Source organism: Streptomyces sp. NBC_01288, from assembly GCF_035982055.1.
Lineage (GTDB): Bacteria > Actinomycetota > Actinomycetes > Streptomycetales > Streptomycetaceae > Streptomyces.
In genome coordinates this window covers 7,935,898-7,956,733 of record NZ_CP108427.1, presented here as the reverse complement: position 1 = coordinate 7,956,733, position 20,836 = coordinate 7,935,898, and the positions used below count along the sequence as shown (strand labels likewise).

The window sequence follows — 20,836 nt, the reverse complement described above, 5'->3', positions numbered from 1 at the left end:
GCCCATGCGAAAAAGGGGTACCCACATGTCCGATGGCCTCCGCATTCTCGGAACAGCCTCGCACGTCGCCAACCTTCTCGGCGGCGACTCCAGCGTCCACAGCCTGTACGGCCCCGAGGGATCGCCGGTCTACCACTTCCTCACCCGCTACGACGAGGCCGACGCCGAGGCGATGCTGGCGGTCGCCCAGGGCCGCAAGGGGACGCTGCTTGAGCTGGCGTGCGGCTCGGGACGGCTCACCTTCCCGTTCCTGGAGCAGGGGTTCGACGCAGTCGGCCTCGACATGTCGCCGCACATGCTGAGCCTGTTCGCCGAGCGCCTCGAAGAGGAGAAGGAGGACGGCTCCGACTACACCGGCCGAGTCGCCACCATCGAGGGCGACATGACGTCGTTCTCCCTCGACCGGACCTTCGACTTCATCACCCTCGGCGCGAACGCGATCAGCTACCTGGAGAAGGAACAGCGCGCTTCGCTGTTCGCCTCCGTGCGCACCCACCTCGCCGAGGACGGCCGCTTCCTGATGACGCTCATCGAGTTCCCCGGCATCGAGGAGCGCTCGGAGCCGTTCGAGACCCAGGCGATCGTCGCGACCGGCGCCGACGCCGACATCCCGATGTTGCTGACCCTGCTCGACTACGTGGACCCGGTGGAGATGCTCCGGTCCAGCAACTTCCTCGCCCACCGCATCGAGGGCGGCAGGGTCATAGACTCCAAGATCTTCACTGCGCTGTCCGGCGTGCTGCCGGCCGCCCCGCTCCGTGCGGAGATCGAGGAGGCCGGCCTGCGAGTGCTGAAGCAGCACGAGGTGGTCAGCCAGTTCCAGATCCAGGCGTCCTTCGCGATCACGCCGAAGATCTACCTGCTCGAAGTGGCCCTGTAGTCCGTGCCCTTCCCCGGGGCCTCAGGCCTCGGGGAAGGTCTGCCCGAGCTCGGCGAAGGACTCCCCGCCGTGGTCGCCCCACAGATGCGTGATGGCTTCGAGCGTGCAGTAGTCGCGGAACAGCACGATCTGGCCGTCGCGGATCCGGAGGACCTGGATGTAGCGCGCCTGGAAGTGCTCGCCGGTGACGGTGTCCTCGGTCCTGGACGTGAACTCCGCGATGACGACCTCGGGGTCGTCGGTCTCGTAGACGGTCTCGTCGAGATGGTCGAGCAGGCGCCGGGTCCCGCGGGTGGCGTTCTGCAGGGCCGCCGAGATGACGGCCCGGATCGTCTCCCTGCCTTCGAACCGGCGCGGCAGGCCGTTCGGCGAGAACGGCACCTCCAGCACGCCGTCCTCGGCGAACAGGTCGGCCTGCCCGTCGGCATCCAGCCGGGAAATGCGTTCCTGCTTGAGCATGAAGATTTCACGGGGCGTCAGGTCTCTGTTGTGATTCATGGACACATCGAACAACAAGCCACTAAACGCACCCTTTGAGCGCCCTAAAACGATCTTGCCGGTGCCTGGTCGGTTTGATATCGAGAAAGGCACCGGATATCACGTCGTCCGACCGTAGGGACCAAGAGATGAATGAGCCCATCGCCATTGTTGGAATTTCTTGCCGGTTTCCCGGGGGTGACGGCCCCGAGCAATTCTGGCGGCTGCTGCGCGACGGCCGCAGCGCGATAGGGCAGGCTCCGGAGGGCCGCTGGGACGACGTCGAGCTCCCGATGCGCACGGGCGGGTTCCTCGACCGGATCGACGGCATGGACCTGGGCTTCTTCGGCATCTCGCCGCGCGAGGCCTCGGTCATGGACCCGCGGCAGCGGCTCATGCTGGAGCTCGGCTGGGAGGCCCTGGAGGACGCTCGGGTCCTCCCCGACGAGCTGCGCGGCTCCCGGACGGGCGTCTACGTCGGGGCCATCTGGGACGACTACGCCGCCCTGCTGCGTGATCTGGGCGGGCCGACCCCGCACTCGCTGACCGGCACCAACCGCGGGATCATCGCCAACCGGCTGTCGTACGTGCTCGGCCTGCACGGACCGAGCATGACCGTCGACACCGGGCAGAGCTCGTCGCTGGTCGCGGTCCGGCTGGCCTGCGAGAGCCTGCTGCGCGGCGAGTCGGAGTTCGCGCTGGCGGGCGGCGTCAACCTGAACATCCTCGGTGAGGGGACGCTGGCCGCGCTCCGTTTCGGCGCCCTGTCCCCCGACGGCCGGAGCCGCGCGTTCGACGCGGACGCCAACGGCTACGTGCGCGGCGAGGGCGGTGCGGTGGTCGTGCTGAAGCCCCTCGCGCGGGCGATCGCGGACGGCGACCGGATCTACTGCACGGTCCTGGGCGGCGCGGTCAACAACGACGGCGCCACCGACGGGCTGACCACTCCGAGCGCCGAGGGCCAGGCACAGGTCCTGCACGACGCCTACCGGGACGCCGGGGTCGCGCCCGCCGACGTCCAGTACGTCGAGCTGCACGGCACCGGCACGAAGGCCGGCGACCCGATCGAGGCCGCCGCGCTCGGCGCCGTCCTCGGCCCGGACAGGGAGGGCCGGCTGCTCGTCGGCTCCGCCAAGACGAACATCGGCCACCTGGAGGGCGCCGCGGGCATCGCCGGCCTGGTCAAGACCGCCCTGAGCCTCCTGCACCGCGAAATCCCCGCGAGCCTCGGCTACGAGACCCCGAACCCCGCCATCCCGCTGGACGAACTGCGCCTGACCGTCCAGACCGAGCCGTCGGCGTGGCCCGGCGCGCACGGCGACGCCCTCGCCGGTGTGTCCTCCTTCGGCATGGGCGGCACCAACTGCCATCTCGTCCTCGGCGCGCCCCCCGTACCCGCCCTGCCCGTAGAGCGGCCCGGCCCCGCGACCGTCCCCTGGCTGCTGTCGGGACGGACGCCCGCGGCCGTCCGCTCACAGGCCGCGAAGCTCGCCGCCTACCTGGACGAACAGCCCACCCCGACCGCCCAGACGCAGACCGAGGAGCCCGCCGACCTTCTGGATGAGCGGCCGAGGCCGTCCGTCGTCGCGGTCGCCGCCGCTCTGGCGACCACCCGCACCGCTTTCGAGCACCGGGCCGCGGTGCTCGGATCCGACCGCGACACCCTCACCGCGGGCCTCCGTGCCCTCGCCGTCTCTGACGAGGGGCTGACGGGTCGGGTCGATGGCGGGGCGACGGCGTTCCTGTTCACCGGGCAGGGGGCGCAGCGCGTCGGCATGGGGCGTGAGCTGGCCGCGGCGTTTCCCGCGTTCGCCGAGGCACTGGACGCCGCCGCCGGTGAGCTCGACCGGCATCTGCCGCGCGGGCTGCGGGAGATCATGTGGGCGGAGCCGGGCGGAGCCGACGCGGCGCTGCTGGATCACACGCTGTACACGCAGGCGGCGCTGTTCGCCGTCGAGGTCGCGCTGTATCGGCTGGTGGAGTCGTTCGGGGTGCGTCCCGAGTACGTCGCGGGGCACTCGATCGGCGAGTTCGCCGCCGCGCACGTCGCGGGCGTGCTGAGCCTGGCGGATGCGGCGCGGCTGGTGGCGGCGCGCGGGGCGCTCATGGAGGAGCTGTCCGAGGGCGGCGCCATGATCGCGGTCCGTGCCTCGGCCGAGGAGGCCGCCGGGGTGCTGACGGGCGGGGTGGGGCTGGCGGCCGTCAACGGGCCGCGCTCGGTGGTGCTGTCGGGGCCCGAGGACGAGACCGTCCGGGCGGCGGCCGCGCTGGAGGAGCGCGGCCACCGGACCCGGCGGCTGCGGGTCGGCCGCGCCTTCCATTCGGCACTCATGGAGCCGATGCTGGAGCGGTTCGCCGAGGTCGCGGCCTCGGTGGAGTTCCGGCCGTCCCGGCTGCCGGTGGTGTCGATGCTCACCGGACGGCCCGTGGACCACGAACTGCGGGACCCCGCGTACTGGGTGCGGCAGATCCGGGAGCCGGTGCGGTTCGCCGACTGCGTGTCCTGGCTGCGGGAGGCCGGGGCCCGGACGTTCCTCGAACTCGGGCCCGGACGGGTGCTGACCGTCCTCGCCGAGGAGAACCTCGACGACGGCGCGTCGGTGTTCCTGCCCACGCTCCGCGACGGGGCGGAGGAGCACGCGTTCGTGACGGCACTCGCGGGCCTGCACGTCCACGGCGCCGAGATCGACTGGCGGTCCCTGCTCGGCTCCGGGACGACCGACCTTCCCACGTACGCCTTCCAGCGCAGGCGGGTCTGGCCCGACCAGGCGAACCTGCGGACGAACAGCCATGTGCCGGTCGTATCGCAGGAAGCGTCCGAGGATGCCGGGGAGGAGCCGTCCGAGGACGGGCCGTACGGGCGGGACGCTCTGGGAGCGCTCAGCGGGGCCGCGGCCCGGCGGAGGCTCGCCGACCTGGTCAGGGTCTGCGTGGAAACGGCGCTCGGATACGGGCCCGAGGACGCCCTCGACACCGGGCTGACCTTCAAGGAGCTGGGGTTCGACTCCGTGACCGGGGTCGATCTGCGCGGCAGGCTCCAGGCGATGAGCGGCCTGCGGCTGCCCGCCACCATGATCTTCGACTGGCCGACTCCGGAGACCCTCGTCGGCCATCTCGTCGAGGAGCTGCTCGCGGCGCCCGGCGACGACGCCCCGACCCTGACGGCGGCGCGCGCCGACGAGCCGATCGCGATCGTCGGGATCGGCTGTCGTTACCCGGGAGGCGTCCGGTCCGCCGACGACCTGTGGCGGCTCGTCGACGAGGGCCGGGACGCCATCACCGAGTTCCCCGGCAACCGCAGCTGGGACCTGCGATCCCTGCTCGGCGACGCCGCCGCGCCCGGTGGCTCCACCACCCGGCACGGCGGGTTCCTGCACGATGCCGCCGCCTTCGATGCGGCGTTCTTCGGGCTCAGCCCGCGCGAGGCCACCGCGATGGACCCGCAGCAGCGGCTGCTGCTGGAGACCGCGTGGGAGACCTTCGAGCACGCCGGAATCGACCCGACGGGCCTCGCCCGCCGTCCGGTCGGCGTGTTCGTCGGCGCGACGGCGCACGGCTACGGCCCCGAGCTGCGCGAACCCGTCGAGGGCTACGACGGGTTCCGGCTGACGGGCAGCACCGTCAGCGTCGCGTCCGGGCGGATCGCCTACACCTTCGGCTTCGAGGGCCCCGCCGTCACGATCGACACGGCCTGTTCGTCCTCGCTGGTGGCGCTGCATCTCGCGGGGCGCGCGCTGCTGGCGGGCGACTGCACGATGGCGCTGGCCGGCGGGGTGACGGTGATGAGTTCGCCCGGCATGTTCCTGGAGTTCAGCCGCCAGAACGGCCTCGCCCCCGACGGCCGCTGCAAGCCGTTCGCGGCCGCCGCCGACGGCACCGGCTGGGCCGAGGGTGTCGGCCTGGTCCTGCTGGAGCGCCTGTCGGACGCGGAGCGCCTCGGCCACACGGTCCTCGCGGTCATCAAGGGTTCGGCGATCAACCAGGACGGTGCGAGCAACGGGCTGTCCGCGCCGAACGGTCCGTCCCAGCAGCGGGTGATCGAGCGTGCGCTGGCCGGCGCGGGCCTGACCGCCGACGAGGTCGACGCGGTCGAGGCCCACGGCACCGGCACGACCCTCGGCGACCCCGTCGAGGCGCAGGCGCTCCTCGCCACCTACGGCCGCGACCGCGCCGGCGGGCACCCCGCCCGCCTCGGCTCGATCAAGTCGAACATCGGCCACACCCAGGCCGCCGCCGGCGTCGCAGGCGTCATCAAAATGGTCCAGGCGATGCGCCACGGCACCCTCCCGAAGACCCTCCACCTGGACGAGCCCACGCCGCACGTCGACTGGACCACCGGCGCCGTCACCCTCCTCGCCGAACCGGCCACCTGGCCCGACACCGGCCGCCCGCGCCGCGCCGCCGTCTCCTCCTTCGGCATCAGCGGCACCAACGCCCACCTCATCCTCGAACAGTCCCCCACCGGGGTGGCCGCCTCCAGTGGGGAGGCCGCTTCCGGGCAGGGGACGGACGTCGTGTTGCCGGTGTCGGCGAAGGAGACGACGGCGCTGCGGGCTTCGGCCGGGTTGCTGGCCGGTCATCTCGGTGGGCGGGACGGGCTGGTGCCCGGGGATCTGGTGGGGGGACTCGCCGGGAGGGCGCAGTTGGCGCGGAGGGCAGCGGTCGTCGTCGGGAGAGACGACAGGGAAGGTGCGATCGAGGCGTTCGAGGCGTTGGCGGCCGGGCGGCCGCATCCGGCGGTGGTGCTCGGGCCCGAGACGCAGCCCGCGGGGAGCGGGACCGTGTTCGTGTTTCCCGGGCAGGGGTCGCAGTGGGCCGGGATGGGGTTGCGGCTGCGGGAGGAGTCGGCGGCGTTCGCGGCCGCGCTCGACGACTGTGCGCAGGCGCTCGAACCGCATACCGGGTGGCGGCTGCTCGATGTCCTGGCGCTGCCCGAACTGCCGGGGGGAACCGACGTGGTGCAGCCCGCGCTGTTCGCCATGATGGTGGCGCTCGCCCGGCTCTGGCAGCATCACGGGGTCGAGCCCGACGCCGTGATCGGGCACAGCCAGGGAGAGATCGCCGCCGCGCACATCGCCGGCGCGCTCAGTCTGGACGACGCCGCGCGGGTCGTCGCCGTCCGGGCGCGGGCGCTGCTCGACCTCGCCGACACCGGACGGATGGTCTCCGTCCCGCTCGATGCCGGCTCCGCCGAGGCCCTCATCGGCCGGCTCGGCCTCACCGGGGAGCTGCACGTCGCGGCCGTCAACGGGCCCGCCCTGACCGTGGTGGCCGGGACGACCGCCGCCGCCGGGACGCTGCTCGCCCACTGCGCCGCCGAGCACGTCGACGCCCGCACGATCCCCGTCGACTACGCCTCGCACACCCCGCTCATGCGCCCGCTGCGCGCCGATCTCCTGGCCGAGCTGGGCGACGTGACCGCGATGCCCGCGCGGATCCCGTTCCACTCGACCCTCACCGGCGGCCTCCTGCCCGACACGACCGTCCTGGACGCGGCCTACTGGTACGACAACCTCGCCAACCCCGTCCTGTTCCTGCCGACGCTCACCGCACTCGCCGAAGACCACACGCTGTTCGTCGAGACGAGCCCGCATCCGGTGCTGGCGCCCGCGATCCGGGAGACCGCCGACGCGCCGGTCTCCGCGCATCCGACACTCCGCCGCGACGCCGGCGGCCACCGCAGGTTCCTCGCCTCGCTCGCCGGTGTCCGCCTGCACTCGGCCAAGCCCGACTGGCCTGCGCCACGCCGCCCGGAGATCCCCCTGCCGTCCTACCCGTTCCAGCCGGTCCGCTACTGGCTGGACCCGGCCGGCGACGGCAACGCCGCGGGCACCGGCCTCGACCGGTCCGACCATCCGCTGCTCGCCACGGCCGCCGTGCTCCCCGACGGCCGCTGGCAGGCGACCGGCGTGCTGTCGCCCGAAACGCCCGCGTGGACGCCCGACCACGCCGTGCACGGCGTCCCGCTGCTGCCCGCGACCGCGTTCCTCGACCTGGCGCTGTACGCGGGCGACGTCACCGGCTGCCCTGACGTGGAGGAGCTGACCCTCCAGGCACCGCTCACCCTGACCGAGCCGTGCGACCTGCACGTCTCGGTCACCGCCCCGGACGACCGGGAGCGCCGCAGGATCACCGTTCACTCCCGTCCGCGTTCGGGCGGCGGCTGGACCGAGCACGCGTCCGGGACCCTCGTGCCCACCCCTCCGCGGGCTCTGCCCGCCCCCACGTCCTGGCCGCCGGACGGCTCAGCCGCCGCCGACGTCACCGGCCTCTATCCGGCGCTCGCCGACCGTGGCTACGGTTACGGCCCCGCCTTCCAGAACCTGCGCGAGTTCCGCACGCGCGGCGCTGAGCTGCACGCCCTGGTGCGGCTCCCGTCCGACCTGCCCGCCGGACGGCACGGGCTCCACCCGGCACTGCTGGACGCCGCGCTCCACGCCCTGCTGCGGACGACCGTCCTCGACGGCGACGGCCCCGTCAGCCTGCCGTTCTCCTGGTCCGGAGTCCGGCTGTGGGCGACCGGCGCGGAGACCCTGCACGTCGTGCTGACACCGCTGCGGCCCGGCGCGGTCTCCCTGCACGCCGCCGACCCGTCGGGACGGCCGGTGCTGACCGTCGCCGAGCTGACGCTGCGCGAGCAGGCCGGCGGCCCGGCCCCCGCCCGGACCGCGGACGACCTGTTCGACCTCGGCTGGCTGCCCGCCGGGCTCCCCGGCGCGGACCGTCCGGCGCCGCTCCGGCTCGACGGGCCGCTCGCCGAGCTGGCGGCGGCCGTCGAAAGCGGGACGGTCGAAGCCCCCCTGGACGTCGTCGTGCCGCCCGCGATGATCGCCGCGACCTGTGGCCGCGAACTGGACGACTGCGACTGCCCCGACTCGGTCGCCACCGCCACCACGGCCGCACTGGCCCTCCTCCAGGAGTGGCTGGCCTCGCCCGCCCTGCACGGCGGCACCCTCACCCTCTGCACCGTCCGTGCGCACCGGCTGCCCGGCGACGACCATCCGATCCACCTGCCGCACAGCGCGGTGTGGGGTCTGGTCCGGTCCGCGCAGAACGAGAACCCCGGCCACTTCCAGCTGCTGGACGTCGTCGCCGACGTGCCCGGGGAGATCGCGGCCGCCGTCTCGGCCGCCCACGCCCTTGACGAGAACCAGCTGGCGCTGCGCGGCGGGGCCGTCCACGTGCCCCGCCTCGCCAAGGCCGCCGCCGGACGGCTCCTGCCGCCCGCCGGGCCGTCGTGGCGGCTGGACATCACCGGCCTGACCGGAACGTTCGATGATCTCGAAGTGGTCCCGTCCGACGCGCCGGACGTCCCGCTCGGCCCCGGCGAGGTTCGGGTCGCGGTGCGGGCGGCGGGCGTCAACTTCCGTGACGTGTTCGTGTCGCTCGCCATGCGCGAGGGCGAGACCGGGCTCGGCCTGGAGGGTGCGGGCGTCGTCCTGGAGACGGGGTCGGAGGTGACCGGCCTGGCGCCCGGCGACCGGGTGTTCGGGCTGTTCTCCCACGCGTTCGCGCCGTTCGCGGTCGCCGACGCCCGGCATCTGGCGCCGCTGCCGGAGGACTGGACGTTCGAGCAGGGCGCGTCGGCCCCGATCGTGTTCCTCACCGCCTACCACGGCCTCGTGGATCTCGCGCAGATCAGGCGCGGGCAGCGGGTGCTGGTGCACGCGGCGGCGGGCGGCGTCGGGATGGCGGCCGTCCAGCTGGCCCGGCATCTCGGCGCCGAGGTGTTCGGGACGTCGAGCGCCGGCAAGCGGGACGCTCTCGACGCCCTCGGCCTGGACGAGGCGCACCGGGCGGACTCGCGGAGCCTGACGTTCGAGGACACAGTCCGCGAGTCGACCGGCGGCCGCGGCGTCGACATCGTGCTGAACTCGCTGGCCGGGGAATACGTCGACGCCTCGCTGCGGCTCCTCCCCCGGGGCGGCGCGTTCGTCGAGATCGGCAAGACCGACATCCGGGACGCCGGGGCCGTCGCCGCCGACCATCCGGGCGTCGCCTACACCGCGTTCGACCTGCTCGTGGTGGACCCGGACCGGGTCCAGGCGATGATGGGTGAGCTGTCGCGGCTGTTCGCCTCCGGGATGCTGCGGCCGCTGCCGGTCCGCGCCTGGGAACTGGCGGAGGCGCGGACAGCCCTCCGCCACCTGCAGGAGGGCGCGAACGTCGGCAAGGTCGTGTTGACCCCGCCGCGGGCCCTCGACCCGGACGGCACCGTCCTCATCACCGGCGGCACGGGCACGCTCGGCGGCCTCGTGGCCCGGCATCTGGTGACCGTCCACCACGCCCGGCGGCTGCTGCTCGTCGGCAGGCGCGGCCCGGACGCTCCCGGCGCGGCCGAGCTGGTCGAGGAGCTGGAGGGCCTGGGGGCGCGGGTGACCGTCGCGGCCTGTGACGTGGCCGACGCCGTCGCCCTGGACACGCTCCTGTCGGGGCTCTCCGCCGAACATCCACTGACGGCGGTCGTCCACGCGGCGGGCCTGCTCAGAGACGCGCCGATCACCGGCCTGACCGAGGAGGCCCTGGAGGAGGTGATGCGGCCGAAGATCCACGCCGCCTGGAACCTGCACCAGCAGACCTGGGACCTCGATCTGGCCGCGTTCGTGCTGTTCTCGTCCGCGACCGGGGTGCTGGGCAACCCCGGGCAGGGCAACTACGCCGCTGCCAACACCTATCTCGACGCGCTCGCCCATCTGCGCCGCGGGCACCGGCTGGCGGCCCTGTCGGTGTCGTGGGGCCTGTGGGAGCGCGGCAGCGGGATGACCGGCGAGCTGACCGACGCCGACCGTGCCCGGCTGCGCCGGGCGGGCCTGACCCCGCTGGCCGACGATCATGCCCTCGCGCTGCTGGACACGGCGCTGCGGCTCGGCAGCCCACACGTGGTGGCGACGCCGCTGCCGCCAGAGACCGCGGCCGCGCATCCGTCGCCGCTGGTGCGCGGCCTGGCACCCGCGGCCCGGCGGGTCGCGGCGGCGGGCAGCGCCCCCGACGCGACGGGCTGGGCGGGCCTGATCGCCTCCCTGCCGGAGGACGAACGGTACACACGGGTGCTCGGAGAGGTCCGCGACCAGGTCGGGATCGTGCTGGGGCATCCGTCGCCGGAGAGTCTCGACACCGGGCAGGCATTCCGGGAGATCGGATTCGACTCGCTGACAGCGGTGGAGCTCCGCAACCGGCTCAACGCGCTGACCGGGCTGCGGCTGCCGACGACGGTCGTGTTCGACCGGCCCACCATCGACTCCCTCACGCGGTTCGTGCTGGAGGAGCTGTCCGGGAGCGTCCCGGCCGCGCCCACGGCCACCGTCGCGGTGGCGGCCGACGACGATCCGATCGCGATCATCTCGATGAGCTGCCGTTATCCCGGCGGGGCGGACACCCCCGAAGCCCTGTGGCGGCTCGCCCTGGACGGCATCGACGCCATCGGGGCGTTCCCCGCCGACCGGGGCTGGAGCACCGAGCTGTTCGACCCCGACCCCGACCGTCCGGGGACGTCGTACGTCCGGGACGGCGGATTCCTCTACGACGCGGGCGGGTTCGACGCCGAGTTCTTCGGGATCAGTCCGCGTGAGGCGCTCACCATGGACCCGCAACAGCGGCTCTTCCTGGAAACCGCCTGGGAGGCGCTGGAGAACGCCGGGATCGACCCGGCGGAGCTGCGCGGCCGTCCGGTCGGCGTGTTCGCGGGCGCCATCGCCCAGGACTACGGGCCGCGCATGCACCACGGCCCGCGCGACGTCGGCGGCTACCTGCTGACCGGTTCGATCACCAGCGCGATCTCAGGCCGGGTCTCCTACACGTTCGGGTTCGAGGGTCCCGCCATGACGGTCGACACCGCCTGCTCGTCGTCGCTGGTGGCGCTGCACCTGGCGGCACGTTCGCTGCGGTCGGGCGAGTGCGAGATGGCGCTGGCGGGCGGCGTCACGGTGATGAGCTCGCCGGGCATATTCCTGGAGTTCAGCCGCCAGCGGGGCCTCGCCCCCGACGGCCGGTGCAAGCCGTTCTCGTCCGCCGCCGACGGGACGAGTTTCGCGGAGGGCGCGGGACTGGTCGTCCTGGAGCGGCTGTCGGACGCCGAACGCCACGGGCACACCGTCCTCGCGGTCCTGAAGGGGTCGGCGATGAACCAGGACGGCGCGAGCAACGGGCTGGCGGCGCCGAACGGGCCGTCGCAGGAGCGGGTGATCGAGCAGGCGCTGCGCGACGCCGGGCTGACCGCCGGGCAGGTGGACGCCGTCGAGGCGCACGGCACCGGCACCACGCTCGGCGACCCGATCGAGGCGCAGGCGCTGCTCAACACCTATGGCCGCGGCCGTGACGACGCTCCGCTGCGGCTGGGGTCGATCAAGTCGAACATCGGGCACAGCCAGGCCGCCGCCGGCGTCGCGGGCGTGATCAAGATGGTGCAGGCGATGCGGCACGGCACGCTGCCGAAGTCGCTGCACGTGGACGCGCCCTCCCACCACGTCGACTGGGAGTCCGGCGCGGTGGAGCTGCTGACCGAGACGACTCCGTGGCCCGACACGGGACGTCCGCGCCGGGCGGCGGTGTCGTCGTTCGGGATCAGCGGCACCAACGCGCATCTCGTGCTGGAGCAGGCTCCGGAGCCCGTGCCGGTGGACGCCGGTGGCACCGAGGTCGTGACGGTCCCGCTGTCGGCGCGGACTCCGCAGGCGCTGCGGGACGCGGCCGGGAGGCTCGCGGCCCATCTCGCCGTACGGCCTGAGGCGGCGCCCGGCGGGCTGGCGGCGGTGCTGGCGCGGCGGCGGCCGCTCCAGCACCGCGCCGTGGTGATCGCCGGGCGCGACGACCGGGCCGGGCTCGGCGAGGCCCTCGCGGCGCTCGCCGCCGGTGAGGAGCATCCGGCCGCCGTCACCGGGGTTCCGGGGGCGGGCGGGCTCGTGTTCCTGTTCAGCGGGCAGGGCAGTCAGTTCTCCGGCATGGGACGCGACCTGCATGCCGCGTTCCCGGTGTTCGCGGCCGCCTTCGACGAGGTCTGTGCGGCGTTCGGGGCGCATCTCGAACGGCCGCTCAAGGACGTCGTGTTCGGCGACGACGACGCGATCAACGACACCGCCTACGCGCAGCCCGCGCTGTTCGCGCTCCAGGTCGCCCTCTTCCGGCTGCTCGAAGGGGACGGCGTCGCGCCCGACCAGTTGCTCGGGCATTCCATCGGCGAGCTCACGGCCGCCCACCTCGCCGGGCTGTGGACGCTCGACGACGCCGCCCGGCTGGTCGCGGCGCGGGGACGGCTCATGAGCGCGCTCCCCGCCGGCGGTGGCATGCTGACCGTCCAGGCGGGCGAGGCGGAGCTGGCGCGATATCTGGACGGCGTCGAGGTCGCGGGAGTGAACTCGCCGCGTTCGACGGTGCTGTCCGGGCCGCTCGACGCCCTCGACCGGGTGGCGGCGCGGCTGGCCGAGGACGGCATCGACGCGCGCGGCCTGGTGGTCAGCCACGCCTTCCACTCGGCCCTCATGGAACCGATGCTCGCCGACTTCCAGGCGATCGCCGAGACCGTCACCTGCCACCCGACCCGGCTGCCGGTGATCTCGAACGTCACCGGTTTGACCGCCACCGAAGAGCAGCTCACCGACCCCGCCTACTGGGCCTCCCAGATCCGCAGTGCCGTCCGCTTCCACGACGGCCTCACCCACCTCCACGCGGAACACTCCCCCGCCCTCTACCTCGAACTCGGACCGCGCCCGACGCTCGCGACACTCACCGAACAGTCCCTGGACGGCACGGCCGCCGTGTTGCCGGTGCTGCATCACCGGAAGCCGGACGTCACCGCATATCTGACGGCCTTGGCGGGCCTGTACGTTCGGGGCAGGGCCGTGCTGCCCGTAGGCGGCCCGGTGCTCGACGTGCCGCCGCCCGCCTACCCGTTCCAGCGGACCCGGTACTGGCTGACCGCGGCGAACGACGCCGGAGACGTCACCGGGCTCGGGCTCGGCGCGGCGGGGCATCCGCTGCTCGCCACCGAGACGACGCTGCCCGACGGCCGCTGGCAGGCGACCGGCAGGCTCTCCCGGGAAGGCCTGCCGTGGCTCGCCGACCACGCCGTCCACGGTGCGCCGCTGCTGCCCGGCACGGCCTTCCTCGACCTGGCGCTGTACGCCGGGCGGGCCACCGGCTGCCCCGCCGTCGAGGAACTCACCCTGCGCAGCCCGCTGTTCCTCGAACCCGGCCGTCCCCGCGACGTGAACGTCACCGTGGCGGCCCCCGACGAGCTGGGCCACCGCGCGCTGACCCTGCACGCCCGGACGGGCGACGACGAGGAGTGGACCGAGCACGCCTCAGGCCTCCTCGCCCCCTCCGGAGACCTTCCCGAAGCGGCGGACCCGCCGTCCGGCCATGCCGAGGCCGTCGACCTGACGGACCTGTACGAGCGGCTCGCCGACCACGGCTACGACTACGGCCCGGCGTTCCAGAACCTCCACGACCTGGAGCGCGACGGCGCGGTGTTCCACGGGACGGTCAGGCTCGGGCCCGACCACGACACCGCCGGGTTCACGGTGCATCCGGCATTGCTGGACGCCGCGCTGCATCCCCTGGCCGTCCAGGGCATGGCGGACGGCGCGCACCCGCTGCCGTTCACCTGGCGTGACGTGCGCGCCGTCCCGTCGGACGCGGCCGAGCTGCGGGTGCGGATCGCCCCGGCAGGGCCGGGCGCCGTCGAGGTCACGATCACCGATCCTGCCGGCCTGCCGATCCTGTCCGCCGGGGAGTTGTCGACCCGCCCCGTCTCGGCGGAGGAACTGCGGCGGGTCTTCTCCGGCCGGAAGCCGGTGCCGCTGACGACGGTCGTGTGGGAGCCGGTCGGCTCCGGCGACGCCGGCGGGACGGTCGGCGGGGTGCTGGAGGTCCCGTCCGGGCTGGAGCCCCTCGCGACGGCCGGGCACGTCCTGGACGCGGTCAGGTCCTGGCTCGGCGCGGACCACGACGGGCCGCTGCTGGTCGTCACCCGACCGGCGGACGGCGCCGATCTGGGGCAGGCGAGCGTCCCCGGGCTGGTCAGGTCCGCGCAGTCGGAGCATCCCGGTCGGATCGTGCTGCTGGACGCGGACACGGACGTCACCGCCGAGCTCGCGGCGGCCGCGATCGGGACCGGCCGTCCCGATCTGCTGCTCCGCGACGGCGGGTTCCGCGCGCCCCGGCAGGCCGACGCCGCGCCCGGGACCGGGCGGTTCCGCACCGACGGAACCGTGCTGATCACCGGCGGGATCGGGGCGCTCGGCGGGCTCGTCGCCGAGCACCTGGCCGTCCGGCACGGCGTCCGGCGGCTGCTGCTCACCGGGCGGCGCGGCCCCGCGACGCCGGGCGCTGCCGACCTCAAGGCCCGCCTGGAAGGCCACGGTGCCGAAGTCGTGATCGCCGCCTGCGACGCCGCCGACCCTGGCGACCTCGCCGCGCTCCTCGCGTCGGTCCCGGCCGAGCACCCGCTCACGGCCGTGATCCACGCGGCGGGGACGCTGCGCGACGCGCCCCTGGAGCGGCAGACACCGGAGCATCTCGCCGACGTGTTCCGGCCCAAGATCGACGCCGCCTGGAACCTGCACCGGCAGACCCGCGGCCTCGACCACTTCGTCCTGTTCTCGTCCGCGGCCGGGTTCCTCGGCACGCCGGGGCAGGCCAACTACGCGGCGGCCAACACCTGCCTCGACGCCCTCGCCCACCACCGCCACGCCGAAGGCCTTCCCGCCACCTCGATCGCGTGGGGGCTGTGGCAGGAGGTGGGCGGCATGACGTCGCGGCTCACCGACTCCGACCTGGCCAGGCTGCGGCGGGCGGGGATCGTCCCGCTGACGGCCGAGCAGGGTCTCGCCCTGTTCGACGCCGCCCTGGCCACCGCCGAACCGTATGTGATCGCCGCACCGCCGTCGAAGAAGGCCGCGCCGCCGCGCACGCGGGGCGGCGGCCTCGCCGCACGGCTCGGCGGATGCGCCGAGGCCGAGCAGGCCGAGATCCTCGCCGAGGTGCTCCGCACCGAGATCGGCACCGTCCTCGGGCTCGGCCGCGACGCCGTCCTCGACCCGGACCTGCCCTTCCGCGATCTGGGATTCGACTCCCTGGCCGCCGTCGAGCTCCGCAACCGGCTGGCCAAGGCGACAGGCCTCAAGCTGCCGTCCACGCTGGTGTTCGACCATCCGACGGCGGGCGCCCTCGCCCGGCATCTGCGGGCTGAGCTCACGGGGGCCGCCGGAGCGGGCGCGGTGGTCAGGTCCCGGACGGCCGATCCCGGCGAGTCGATCGCGATCGTCGGGATGGGCTGCCGCTACCCCGGCGGGGTCAGGTCGCCGCTTGACCTGTGGCGTCTGGTGGAGTCCGGCGGCGACGCCATCGGCCCGTTCCCCGCCGACCGGGGCTGGGACGACGACCTGTTCGACCCCGACCCGGAGCGGACCGGAAAGTCCTACGTCAGGCACGGCGGCTTCCTGTACGGGGCGGGCGACTTCGACGCGGCGTTCTTCGGGATCAGCCCGCGTGAGGCGCTCGCCATGGACCCGCAGCACCGGCTGCTGCTGGAGATCTCCTGGGAGTCCCTCGAAAGCGCCGGGATCGACCCCGGCACGCTGCGGGGACGTTCCGTCGGGGTGTTCACCGGCGTCATGTACGACGACTACGGCCAGCGGGTCGCGCGGTCGTCGGGGTCGTCGGGGTCGTTGGAGGGCTATCTCGTCAGCGGCAGCGCCGGGAGCATCGCGTCCGGCCGGGTCGCCTACACCTTCGGGTTCGAAGGACCCGCCATCACCATCGACACCGCCTGTTCCTCCTCGCTGGTCGCGACCCATCTCGCTGCGCAGGCCCTGCGGTCCGGCGAATGTGAACTGGCGCTCGCGGGCGGTGTGACGGTCATGGCGACCCCGTCGGTCTTCCTGGAGTTCAGCCGCCAGCGGGGCCTGGCGCCCGACGGCCGCTGCAAGCCGTTCTCGGCGTCCGCCGACGGGACCGGCTGGGGCGAGGGCGCGGGCGTGCTCCTGTTGGAGCGGCTCAGCGACGCCCGCCGTAACGGCCACGAGATCCTTGGCGTGATCCGCGGCACCGCCGTCAACCAGGACGGCGCGAGCAACGGGCTCACCGCCCCGAACGGCCCGTCGCAGGAGCGGGTGATCGGCCAGGCCCTGGCCGGCGCGCGGCTCACAGCCGGCGAGGTCGACGCGGTCGAGGCGCACGGCACCGGCACCACGCTCGGCGACCCGATCGAGGCGGGGGCTCTGCTCAACACCTACGGGCGCGCACACTCCGCCGACCTGCCGGTCTACCTGGGCGCGATCAAGTCGAACCTCGGGCACACGCAGGCCGCCGCCGGAGTCGCCGGAATGATCAAGATGGTGCAGGCGATGCGGCACGGCAGCCTGCCGAAGACCCTGCATCTGGACGGGCCCTCGCCGCACGTCGACTGGTCCGCCGGGCACGTGGCCCTGCTGTCGGAGACGACGCCGTGGCCGGAGACCGGACGGCCGCGCCGCGCGGCGGTGTCGTCGTTCGGGATCAGCGGCACCAACGCGCACGTGATCCTCGAACAGGCTCCCGGGGCCCCGGCCGCCGTCGAGCCGGAGGCCGGGCCGGTGCTGGTGCGCCTGTCGGCCAAGGATCCAGCGGCGCTGCGGGAGGCAGGGGCGCGGTTCGCCGGGCATCTCGCGGAGCATCCCGAGGTGACGGCGCGCGAGCTGGCGGCGGGGCTCGCGGCCCGGCCGCTCTTCCCCCACCAGGCGTCGGTGGTCACCGGCGATCGGGGGGGCCTCGCCGGGGCCCTCTCCGCGCTCGCGGCCGGTGAGCCGCATCCGGATCTGGTGGTCGGCGAGCCGCGCGGCGGCGGTGTCGCGTTCCTGCTCAGCGGACAGGGCAGCCAGTTCTCCGGCATGGGACGCGACCTGCATGCCGCGTTCCCGGTCTACGCCGCCGCCTTCGACGAGGCTTGCGAGGCGTTCGGGCCGCATCTCGAACGGCCGCTCAAGGACGTCGTGTTCGGCGACGACGACGCGATCAACGACACCGCCTACGCGCAGCCCGCACTGTTCGCCCTCCAGGCCGCCCTCTTCCGGCTCCTCGAAGACCACGGCGTCCGCCCCGACCAGCTGCTCGGGCACTCCATCGGCGAACTCACCGCCGCCCACCTCGCCGGACTCTGGACCCTCGACGACGCCGCCCGGCTCATCGCGGCGCGAGGGCGGCTCATGAGCGCGCTCCCCGCCGGCGGAGGCATGATGACCGTCCAGGCGGGCAACGCGGAGCTGGCGCGTTGTCCGGACGGCGTCGAGGTCGCGGGAGTGAACTCGCCGCGTTCGACCGTCGTGTCGGGGCCGCTCAACGCCTTGGCCGCGTACGCGGCCGTCCTGGACGGGGAAGGAATCAAGCATCAGAGCCTGGTGGTCAGCCACGCCTTCCACTCGGCCCTCATGGAACCGATGCTCGCCGACTTCCAGAAGATCGCCGAGACCGTCACCTACCACCCGACCCGGCTTCCCGTCATCTCCAACGTCACCGGGCAGACCGCCACCGAAGAGCAGCTCACCGACCCCGCCTACTGGACGTCCCAGATCCGCAGTGCCGTCCGCTTCCACGACGGCCTCACCCACCTCCACACCGAACACTCACCCGCCCTCTACCTCGAACTCGGACCGCGCCCGACGCTCACCACCCTGGCCCAGCAGAGCCTGGACGGGGCGGTGGCGCGGGCAGTCCTCGATCATCGCAAGGACGACGTCACCGCGTTCCTGACGGCGCTCGCGCACACCGGGGCGCCGTGGAAGGCTCCGGCTGTCCGGCCCACGGTGCCGCTGCCGACCTACCCGTTCCAGCACCACCGCTATTGGGTGACCGGCGACGCCGCCCCCGCGACCGCGACCGGTCTCGGACTGGCCGCCGCCGGGCATCCGTTGCTCGGCGCGGCCGTCGAACTGCCCGACGAGACCGTCGTTCTCACCGGGCGGCTCTCGACGGGAACCCATCCTTGGCTGCTCGACCACGCCGTCCACGGGACGCCGCTGCTGCCCGCCGCCGCCCTCCTCGACCTGGCGCTGCACGCCGGGCGGGCCGTCGGATGCCCGGTCGTCGACGAGCTGACGCTCCTCGAAGCCGTGTTCGTCGCCCCGGAGACACCGCTCGACCTGCAACTGATCGCCGGGCCACCGGACCCGGCCGGGACGCGCCCGCTCACCGTGCGCTGCCGTCCCAGCGGCTCGGACACCCCCTGGACGGCGCACGCCACCGGCACGCTCACCTCGGTCGAGCCCGCCCCCGTGCCCGTCCCGGACGTCCCGGACGACGCGAGCCCCGTGGACGTCAGCGGGCTGTACGAGACGCTCGCCGCCCACGGCTACGACTACGGGCCCGCCTTCCAGAACCTGGCCGGGCTGAGCGAGTCCGGCGACGCGCTGCACGCGACCGTCCGGCTCGGCGAGGACACCCCCACCGCCGGATTCGGCGTCCATCCGGCGCTGTTCGACGCGGCGCTGCATCCACTGGCGCTGCGCGAGGCGTCGAACGGGGGACGGTTGCTGCTGCCGTACTCCTGGTCGGGGGTCGTCCTGCACGCGGCGGACGCGACCGAGGCGCGGGCCGTCATCGAACCGGCCGGCGGCGACGCCCACCGGATCGTCCTCGCGGGCGCCGACGGCCGGCCCGTCCTGACCGTCGGATCCCTGTCCGTCCGCGCCCTGCCCGACGGGGCCCTCGCCGGACGGCACCGCGACCCCCTCTACGAGACCGCCTGGATCCCGGCGTCGGCCTCGGCCGACCCGCAGGAATCCCCGTACGTCCTCCTGCCCGTCCCCGACGAGCCGCGCGAGCCGCTCGCCGTGGCGTCGGCCGCGCTCCTGGGGCTGCGTGACCTGCTCGACAAAGACGCCCGCATCGTCGTGGTCACCTCGGGGGGCGTCGTGGCCGGGCCGGGTGAGGACCCGCGCCTGGACCACGCGGTGCTCTGGGGCCTGGTCAGGACTGCCCAGTCCGAGCATCCCGGACGGATCGTGCTGATCGACTCCGACGGAACCGCGGCGTCCGCCGCCGCCCTCGCCTCGGCGATCGCGTCGGGCGAGCCGCAGCTCGCACTGCGGGACGGCCGTGCCCTGGTCCCCCGGCTGACGCCCCTGACCGCCGCCCCGGACGCCCCGCCGCCGTTCACCCGGCCGGGCACCGTCCTGATCACCGGCGGCACCGGGGCGCTCGGCGGGCTCATCGCCGAGCACCTGGCCGTCCGGTACGGCGTCCGGCGCCTCCTGCTCACCGGGCGGCGCGGCCCCGACGCCCCCGGCGCGGCGGACCTCGCCGCCCGCCTGGAGGAGCACGGCGCGCACGTGACGATCGCCGCCTGCGACGCCGCCGATCCCGGCGACCTCGCCGCGCTCCTCGCGTCGATCCCTGCCGAGCACCCGCTCACCGCCGTGATCCACGCGGCCGGAGTGCTCCGCGACGCCCCGCTGCACGCCCAGACCGGCGACCACCTCGCCGACGTGTTCCGGCCCAAGATCGACGCCGCCTGGAACCTCCACCGGCAGACCCGCGACCTCGACGCCTTCATCCTGTTCTCGTCTGCCGCGGGACACCTCGGCACGCCGGGGCAGGCCAACTACGCGGCAGCCAACACCTACCTCGACGCCCTCGCCCACCACCGCCACGCCCAGGGCCTCCCCGCCGCCTCCATCGCGTGGGGGCTCTGGGACCAGGGCGGCATGGGCGGCGCTCTGTCGGCGGCGGCGCTGGCGCGGCTCGCCCGCTCCGGCATCGTCCCGCTCCCGCCCGAGCGGGGCCTCGCCCTGTTCGACGCCGCCCTCGCGGCGGGCTGTCCCGTACCGGTGCCGATCGGCCTCGACACGGCGGCGCTGCGGCGCTCCGACACCGAAACCCTCCCCGCCGTGCTACGGGGCCTGGTGCGGAGCCGCGCCGTCCGGCGAGCGCCCGCGGCACTCTGGACCGACCGGCTCACCGGCCGCCCCACCGACGAGCGGGAGGGCCTGCTGGTCGGCCTCATCGGCGGGGAGGTCGCCGAGGTCCTCGGCCTCGACGGCACCGCGTCGGTCTCCCCCGACCGTGGCCTGTTCGACCTGGGCCTGGACTCGCTGACGGCGATGGACCTGCACGGCCGGCTGTCCCGGGCGACCGGGCTGAAGCTCCCGTCCACGCTGGTCTTCGACTATCCGACCCTGCTCCAGCTGGCGGGCCATCTCCGGGACGGCCTGGACTCCGGACGTCCGGACGGGGCCTCGCCGCTGACGGCGCTCGCCGAGCTGGAGGCCGCTTTCGCCGACCTGCCCGACGACCCCGAGCTGCGGTCCGCCGCGGCCCGGCGGCTGCGGGATCTGGTGGACCGGCTCGGCGAACGTCCCGGGACCGGCCCGGCCGACCGGTTCAGCGGGGCCGACGACGAGGAGCTGTTCGCCTTCCTCGACGGCCCGGCCGACTGACCGCCCGTCCGGGCCCGGCGGTCGCCGGGTCCGGACCGGCATGTCGAAAGGCCGCGGGCCCGGGGATCACTCC

At 74.2% G+C, this 20,836-nt stretch carries 3 protein-coding genes; 2 read left to right on the top strand and 1 reads right to left on the bottom strand.

All coding sequences use genetic code 11. The features are described 5' to 3' along the window. The first annotated feature begins 25 nt into the window (after positions 1 to 25). Positions 26 to 880 carry a daptide-type RiPP biosynthesis methyltransferase gene (gene mpaM, locus OG194_RS35820; RefSeq protein ID WP_327404912.1) on the top strand — a complete coding sequence of 285 codons (855 nt, stop codon included), beginning with the start codon at positions 26 to 28 and terminating at the stop codon, positions 878 to 880. A 21-nt stretch (positions 881 to 901) separates the two neighbouring features. On the opposite strand, the gene OG194_RS35815 is transcribed toward mpaM, so the two are convergent. Beyond that, the gene (locus OG194_RS35815) at positions 902 to 1,378 is read right to left on the bottom strand and encodes a nuclear transport factor 2 family protein (protein ID WP_327404911.1); all 477 of its coding nucleotides are present in this window, start codon (positions 1,376 to 1,378) and stop codon (positions 902 to 904) included. Positions 1,379 to 1,506: 128 nt separating this feature from the next. Here OG194_RS35815 and OG194_RS35810 point away from each other — a divergent pair, with 128 nt between their 5' ends. Then, positions 1,507 to 20,763, top strand: a complete 19,257-nt coding sequence (locus tag OG194_RS35810; protein ID WP_327404910.1) for an SDR family NAD(P)-dependent oxidoreductase — start codon at positions 1,507 to 1,509, stop codon at positions 20,761 to 20,763. Positions 20,764 to 20,836: the final 73 nt, after the last annotated feature.

Coding starts and splice junctions, on each gene's coding strand:
- mpaM (WP_327404912.1), top strand. CDS start 26: ATGTCCGATGGCCTCCGCATTCTCGGAACAGCCTCGCACGTCGCCAAC.
- OG194_RS35815 (WP_327404911.1), bottom strand. CDS start 1,378: ATGAATCACAACAGAGACCTGACGCCCCGTGAAATCTTCATGCTCAAG.
- OG194_RS35810 (WP_327404910.1), top strand. CDS start 1,507: ATGAATGAGCCCATCGCCATTGTTGGAATTTCTTGCCGGTTTCCCGGG.